Below are 7284 nucleotides of genomic sequence, written 5' to 3'. Positions count from 1 at the left end.
ATCAGCGGCGGAACCGCGGAGACGAGGACGGCCTTGGCGACACGGCCCTGCGGTTCGCCAAACTTTGCGACGTAACGCGCGACCTCACCCCCGCCAGTCGAGTGTCCGATATGAACAGCGTTCCTGAGATCAAGATGTTCGGCAACGGCGGATGCATCGGCGGCATAATGATCCATGTCGTGGCCGTCGCTCACCTGCTGAGAACGTCCGTGACCGCGACGATCATGCGCCACGACGCGGTAGCCGTTCTGAACGAAGAACAGCATCTGCGCATCCCAGTCGTCGGAGGATAGCGGCCAGCCGTGATGGAAGACGATCGGCTGGGCATCCTTCGAACCCCAGTCCTTGAAATAGATATCGACGCCGTCCTTGGTCTTTACGAATGATTCGGTCATTGGAAATGCTCCTTCATTGCGGGTTGGGATGGATTTTGAAAATGCGAGCGTCGGCATGGCCATTGCAGTGGAAAACGCGGCGCCGGCCAGCAGGACATGCCGTCTGGAAATTGCGAGCTCGATGGGATTGTCGGTCATTTCGTTTTCCTGCCGGCTTCAGCGCGCGCGTCGGGTGGTTTCGAATAGGAACCAGGTGCGGCGCTCCGTCTCGTCGATCCAGTTTTCAATCAGGCTGGTCGTGGCGTGGTCATTGAGATCGGAGGTCAGGCTGTGCGTTTGCCGCAGGATGGCGGTCAGTTGCTTGTTGTCCTCGCGCAGTTCGGCCAGCATATCCTCCGGCGTGACGAAGTCGGCGTCATTATCAAGAAGGCGCTGGAGGCGTCCGATCTGACCGATTGAGCGGATGGTTGTACCGCCGATCTTGCGCGCCCTTTCGGCAATGTCGTCGGTCATCGCAAAGATTTGGGCACCCTGCTCGTCCAGCAGCGTGTGATAGTCCCGGAAATGCGGGCCGGAAACATGCCAGTGGAAGTTCTTGGTCTTGATGTAGAGCGTGAAGACATCCGCTAGAAGCGCGGTCAGCGCAGCGGCGATGTCGCGGCTCGCTTCGGCTCCGAGATCGGTCGGGGTTGCGAGTGGAAGCTTGCGGTTCTTGGTAGCTGTGGTCGTGTCCATCATCGTTCTCCTTTTGCAATCGACCGCCCGTTGTTGAGCGCCCCTGTTGCGGCTGTATGATCGACACGGAGAATAGGGAGAAGAATGGGTCCGGAGAAATCGGCTGCTGGTACAGTCCACCCGATACCTAAGTGTAGTTTCGGTCAGGTGGTCCCCGAGATAGGGTTTGCCAATCGCCCCGCCCCAAGGCGATTGGCTCGCAGAAGCCAGAAGCCTCCGGTGTCCCCTCCCCGGAGGCGCCGATCTCCCCTCCCGATCCGCCAAGGCCGCCCCTGTCACAGGAGGCGGCCTTTTTCATTTTGCCCTCGGCTGTTGAGGCAACCTATGCCTGAGTATGATGTTTACGCTTGCGCAGTTGCGTTAGCGTCATCGGGCACGGCAACAGTCAATCAGCGAAATCGAAGGAAATCTGACATGGCGGAAGAACGGCCTGAAGGTATTGAAAGATACGATCATCCTGCTGGCGGCTGGGATGCGTTAAAAGCGGTCGCGAAGACGCTCGCCCACCAGCAGATCATCGCGCAGGGCACCAAGACGCTGCTCAAGGCCAATCAGCCCGAAGGTTTTGACTGTCCCGGCTGCGCCTGGCCAGACCCCAAACACACCTCATCCTTCGAATTCTGTGAGAACGGCGCCAAGGCCATCACCTGGGAATCGACCGCAAAACGTTCAGGCGCAGAGTTTTTTGCGCAGCATACGGTTTCCGAATTGTGGCAATGGACGGATCACAAGCTTGAGGATGCCGGTCGGCTGACCCTTCCCCTTCATTACAATGCCGCGAGCGATCGCTATGAGCCCATAGCCTGGGACGACGCCTTCCTTCTGATCGCGCAGGAACTCAACAGGCTAGATGACCCCAACAAGGCGGAATTCTACACTTCCGGCCGGGCGTCCAACGAGGCTGCGTTTCTCTATCAGCTTTTCGTGCGCGCCTATGGGACGAATAATTTTCCTGACTGTTCCAACATGTGCCACGAGGCCACCAGCGTCGGCCTTCCGAAGTCCATCGGCGTTGGCAAAGGCACGGTGACGCTCGAGGATTTCGATCATGCCGATGCGATCTTCAGTTTTGGCCATAACCCGGGCACCAATCATCCACGCATGATGACGACGCTACATAATGCCGCAAAACGCGGCGTACCGATCGTCGTCTTTAACCCTTTGAAGGAACGGGCGCTGGAACGTTTCGCGGCGCCGCAGGACCCGATCGAAATGGCGACGCTTTCCTCAACGCCGATCGCCTCCGCCTATCACCAGCTGCGCACCGGCGGCGATCTTGCAGCCCTTAAGGGTATCATGAAGGCCGTGTTAGACCTCGATGCAGAGAGCCTTCAGGCCGGCCAGACTGGCGTACTGGACCGCGATTTCATTGAACAACATACCACGGGCCTGGACGCACTGCGCGCCGACATCGACGCAACCTCATGGGATACGATCTGCTCCGTCAGCGGGCTGACGAAGGAGGCGATAGAGAGCGTCGCAAGGATTTATGTCAACGCCTCGAATGTCATCATCTGTTACGGCATGGGCATCACGCAGCACGCCAAGGGGACAAGCAATGTGCAGCAAATTGCCAATCTCCTGCTGCTGCGTGGCAATATGGGCCGCCCGGGCGCGGGGATAGCGCCCATTCGTGGCCACTCCAATGTCCAGGGAGATCGCACCGTCGGCATCACCGAAATCCCGAACAAGGCGCTGTTGGAAGGAATGGAACGGGCTTTCGGATTCCGGCCCCCTGAAGAAAAGGGACACAATGCGATCGAGGCCGTGGAGGCAATCATCGCCGGAAAATCCCGGGCACTCATCTGCCTTGGTGGAAACCTCGCTGTCGCCATGTCGGATACTGGCGCGACCTTCGAGGGCATGCGCAAACTCGATCTTGCTGTCCACATCGCGACAAAGCTGAACCGCTCCCACCTTTTGACCGCGCGGACATCGTTGATCCTGCCCTGTTTTGGTCGCACCGATCTGGATACGCAGGCCTCTGGCCCGCAGGCGGTGACAGTGGAAGACTCCATGTCGATGGTGCATGCGTCGCGCGGTTTCCTTAAGCCCCCGAGCGAATTGGTGCGGTCTGAACCAGCCATCATCGCCGGTATCGCCAAGGCGACCCTCGGAAACCGCCATGGCATCGACTGGGACTGGCTGATTGCCGATTACGACCGCATCCGTGACAAGATTGAAGAGGTTTTTCCGGACTTCAGGGATTTCAACAGCCGTGTCCGCGTCAAAGGTGGCTTCCGCCTCGATGTCGCCGCCTCCTTCCGTCGATGGAATACGGAGAGCGGCAAGGCCTATTTCCTTGTGGCCACCGGGCTGGAAGAGGATCCACTCATCGCCAATCCGGATGTCCTGATTCTGACCACCATCCGCAGCCATGATCAGTACAATACGACGATCTATGGCATGGACGATCGTTACCGCGGCGTCTTTGGCCGAAGAGACATCATCTTCATGAACAGGCAAGACCTCGCCGCACGCGGCCTGAAGGATGGCGACCGCATCGATATCAGCGGCATCGGCAAAGAATGTGAGGAACGCCACCTCGTGAAGGGTTTCACGGTTGTGGAATATAACATACCGAAGGGTTCCGCCGCTGGTTACTACCCCGAGATGAATGCGGTGGTGGCGCTCGGCCATTACGACCGCCTTTCGGGAACGCCCTCGTACAAGGGCGTGCCCATTACGGTTAGTGCAGCAGCAATCTGAGGCGCGAAACACCGGCGCGCAACGCAGCTGTCGTTGCGCGTTTTTTGCTGTCGCCTGTATCAGATGTCTTATCGGGCCATAGTCATGGCCTGTGGACGAGGGTCGTACATGCTGATTTTTGCATATAGCGCCGCACCCATTTCCCGCTATCCTGATGCTTCGACGACGGGGCAACCAAGACCTATGTATAGGTCAGGTTGTGCTGAAAAAACCGTATTGTCGGCAAAAATCGCATCGGGGGAACAATGTCGATTGCGTCAAGGATGTTTCGCGCGCGCGAACCTGAAGGTAGAGCGCACCATCTGGCTTTTGGCCTTGGGGCGCTGGCGCTGGCGGCCGCGGTATTTTACGTCGATACCTATACCGACATAGAAGGCGCGATCGCGGTGCTTTATGTCATCACGGTCCTTTTGGCCGCGCAGACTGTAAGCTGGTCGGGACTGATCGCAATCTCCTGTACCTGTGCCATTCTGTCCCTGTTGTCCTATGCCGCGACACACGCAGATGACGCGGATTTTCAATCGGCGCTTCGGTTGGTCGTCGCCCTTGCAGCACTTGCCGTCACGACCGTGCTGCTTTTGAAAACCGAGACCGCCCGGCTGGCAATGTTGTCAGCCAATGCGGCGCTGAAGGAAAGCGAGGAGCGTTATCGCTCCATTTTCGACCGTACGCGCGTTGCACTTTGGGAACGCGACTATTCGAAGCTTCACGCCTTGCTGATGAGCCTCAAGCAGCGGGGCATCACCGACATGCGGGCCCATGCCCGCGCCAATTCGGGTTTTACGCAGCAATGCATCGATCTCATCACGGTCGTTGCATCGAATGAAGCCGGAAAGGAAATGCTGGGTTACGATTCCTCTATCCGCGGCACCCTTCAGCAATCGATCGTTTCATCCACCGGCAAGTTCGTTGATGTGTTGCAGGCGATTATCGACAACCGGCGTGTCTTTGAAGACAAGGTTATGGTGCGGACCGACAGCGGCGTAGACAAGCTGGTACTTCTTTCCATCAGTTTCCCTGCGGAAGCGGCGTCCTTCAACCGCGTGGTGGTCAGCATGGTGGATATCACCCAACGCGAAATGGAGCTGAAGGCGCTGGCAGAAGCACAGGCGGAACTGACAAAGGCGTCCAAGGCGGCGGCCGTCGGAGCCATGTCCGCATCGCTCTCCCACGAATTGAACCAGCCGCTTGGCGCCATCATCGTCAATGCGCAGACATTGCTGCGCTGGCTCGATCGCGATCCGCCCGATCTCGCGGCCGCCCGCCGCTCGGCGGAACGCATGATCCGCGACGGCCAGAGGGCGAGTGACATCATCCAGAACACGCGTAGCCTGCTCGCCCATACCAGCGGCAAAGTGGAAACCTTCGACCTCGATGAATTCATCGATGAAACACTCAGCCTTCTCGAACATGAGCTGGAACGCAGCGAGACCACGGTCCATGTGGAAAAACAGGCCACACCGCCGATAACGGCCGTCAGGATCGAATTGCAGCAGGTTCTCATCAACCTCTTCACCAATGCCATTCAGGCCATGGACGAGGCAGGCATCGGCAATCGCACCATCACGGTACGGAAGGAACGTGAAGACAACGACAAAATTCGGATTGCGGTTCGCGACAACGGGCCTGGTTTCCCGCTTCAGATGAAAGACAAGCTGTTTTCACCCTTTTTCACAACGAAGGAGACGGGAATGGGCATGGGGCTTTCCATCTGCCGCACAACACTGGAAGCACGGGGCGGCAGGCTAACCGGTGACAATCATCCTCTCGGCGGGGCGATCTTTACAATTTCCATGCCGATCAGCCAGGAGATCGAACATGCCTGAGCCACGCAAGACAACGAAGGAGCCGCCCTCAGCCGTCGTCTTCATCGTCGATGACGACGTGTCGATGCGGGAAGCCCTTACCGATCTTTTCCGCTCCATGAAATTCGACGTCGAAGCCTTCGACAGCGCCGCCGCTTTCCTGGAAAAAGCCAATCTGGACCGGCACGGCTGCCTGCTGCTGGACGTGCGGCTTCCGGGCACGAGCGGTCTTGATTTCCAGATGCAGCTGGAACGCGTGGGTAACAGGATGCCGATCATTTTCATGACCGGCTTCGGTGATATTCCGATGAGCGTGCGAGCAATGAAAGCGGGAGCGGTCGATTTTCTGACCAAGCCGTTCAAGGAACAGGACATTCTGGATGCCGTCGCGCAGGCGATGGAGCGGGACGCGTCGCGACGCCGCGAAAGCGCCCAGAACGAGGCCGTCAGCTCCCTTGCCGAGCAGCTGACGCCAAGGGAGCGCGAGGTCATGGGGGCCGTTGTCCGCGGCCTGATGAACAAACAGATCGCTTACGAACTCGGTATCAGCGAAGTCACCGTGAAATTGCACAGGGGCAATGTCATGCGCAAAATGGAGGCCAGATCGGTCGCCGACCTCGTGCGGAAAGCGGAACTGATCGGCGAGAAGTTCCGACCACCTGTATCTTAGTATGGTATCTTTCAAAGGCGCCTGAGCGCATAGAGGAAGAAAGATAACAGAAAAGGTCGCTTTCATTGCCCCCCGTTCCCGTCATTGCCGTCGTCGACGACGATCCAGCCATCCGTGAAGCCATGGATGATCTCATCATGTCCTTCGGTTACGAATGCCGCCTGTTCGCATCCGCCGAGCATTTTCTGGAGTCGCAGCAGCAGGCGGGCATCGACTGCATCGTCGTAGATGTGAAAATGCCCGGTCTGTCCGGCATCGAGCTGCAGAGCGAGCTCAATCGGCGCGGCAGCCATCCGCCGATGATCTTCGTAACCTCCTACGAGGATGAACGCACCCGGAATGCGGCCCTTAGCGGCGGCGCTTTGGCCTTTCTTCGCAAGCCGGTCAATATCGGCAATCTGATCGGATGCCTGGAATCCGTTCTCGGCGAGCGGCCCTGACCGCAGCATGCCGCTCGGCCGCAATCGGCGACTGGACAACCTTCCATCGCGCTGACCGCTCCCTTCCGATGAACATCCGTGACGACTTCATGCTCCGACGCCCTGCCGTCCGAGCATATTTTGCCGTTGAGCAAATGCCTTTCAGCATTTGTCCCGCCGCCAACACCTTCCGCTATACGAACTAGACCTCTGTATAGATGCCGGCGCATCCACCCCGCCGTAGCCTTTGTTCCAGTCAAGCGCCTCCCTTGTGGACGGTCCTTGCGACACCATCACCCTATTTGTGGAGCAGGGCATGACCTCCATCAGTCAGAATGCAGACGAGCGCAGACCTCGTCATCTCAGAGTCGCAACGGTGTTGGCATTGGGTGCGATTGCAGTGCTCGGTGGCAACGCTCTCCTGATCAGGAATACCGAACCGGCGCTTGCGGCCTCCGAAGAGGTCGCATCGGCGAGCGGCTTCCGCATCGTCACGCCGCAGACGATTGGCGGGCTCGCCGGACTTTCCGCGGCCGACAGCAATGCGCCCGAAGGCGTGGCTGTTCCGGTGATGGACAGGACGTCCTGCGTCGCCACTCGCGCCGCCCAGA

The 7284-nt window shown here is 58.5% G+C and carries 6 protein-coding genes and 1 pseudogene; 5 read left to right on the top strand and 2 right to left on the bottom strand.

The annotated features are described in order from the left end of the window. Window positions 1-533: alpha/beta fold hydrolase (locus tag ACUTJJ_RS24150; protein ID WP_445543678.1), on the bottom strand; the 533-nt coding region annotated here is incomplete at its 3' end. 18 nt (window positions 534-551) lie between these two features. Then, entirely contained in the window at window positions 552-1070 is a 519-nt protein-coding gene (locus ACUTJJ_RS24145) for a Dps family protein (protein ID WP_063951747.1), read from the bottom strand. A gap of 414 nt (window positions 1071-1484) precedes the next feature. On the opposite strand from ACUTJJ_RS24145, the gene ACUTJJ_RS24140 reads away from it, so the two are divergent. From ACUTJJ_RS24140 to ACUTJJ_RS24120, 5 genes and pseudogenes are all read left to right on the top strand, one after another. Then, window positions 1485-3779 carry an FdhF/YdeP family oxidoreductase gene (locus ACUTJJ_RS24140; RefSeq protein WP_445543677.1) on the top strand — a complete coding sequence of 765 codons (2295 nt, stop codon included), beginning with the start codon at window positions 1485-1487 and terminating at the stop codon, window positions 3777-3779. 245 nt (window positions 3780-4024) lie between these two features. Further along, window positions 4025-5605 (top strand): sensor histidine kinase, encoded by a 1581-nt coding sequence (locus ACUTJJ_RS24135; protein WP_445543676.1) that lies wholly within the window; start codon window positions 4025-4027, stop codon window positions 5603-5605. Then, window positions 5598-6254, top strand: coding sequence for a response regulator transcription factor (locus ACUTJJ_RS24130; RefSeq protein ID WP_445543675.1), 657 nt, complete (start codon window positions 5598-5600; stop codon window positions 6252-6254). Before ACUTJJ_RS24135 ends, ACUTJJ_RS24130 begins: the two co-directional genes overlap by 8 nt. A 65-nt stretch (window positions 6255-6319) precedes the next feature. Continuing rightward, window positions 6320-6694, top strand: coding sequence for a response regulator transcription factor (locus ACUTJJ_RS24125; protein WP_144578710.1), 375 nt, complete (start codon window positions 6320-6322; stop codon window positions 6692-6694). 295 nt (window positions 6695-6989) lie between these two features. Continuing rightward, a pseudogene (locus ACUTJJ_RS24120) lies at window positions 6990-7284 on the top strand (hypothetical protein); the annotation flags it as partial.

This window comes from Agrobacterium sp. DKPNP3, assembly GCF_052686535.1.
Note: the sequence above shows the minus strand (reverse complement) of the source record. Positions and strands in the feature narration are given on the sequence as shown.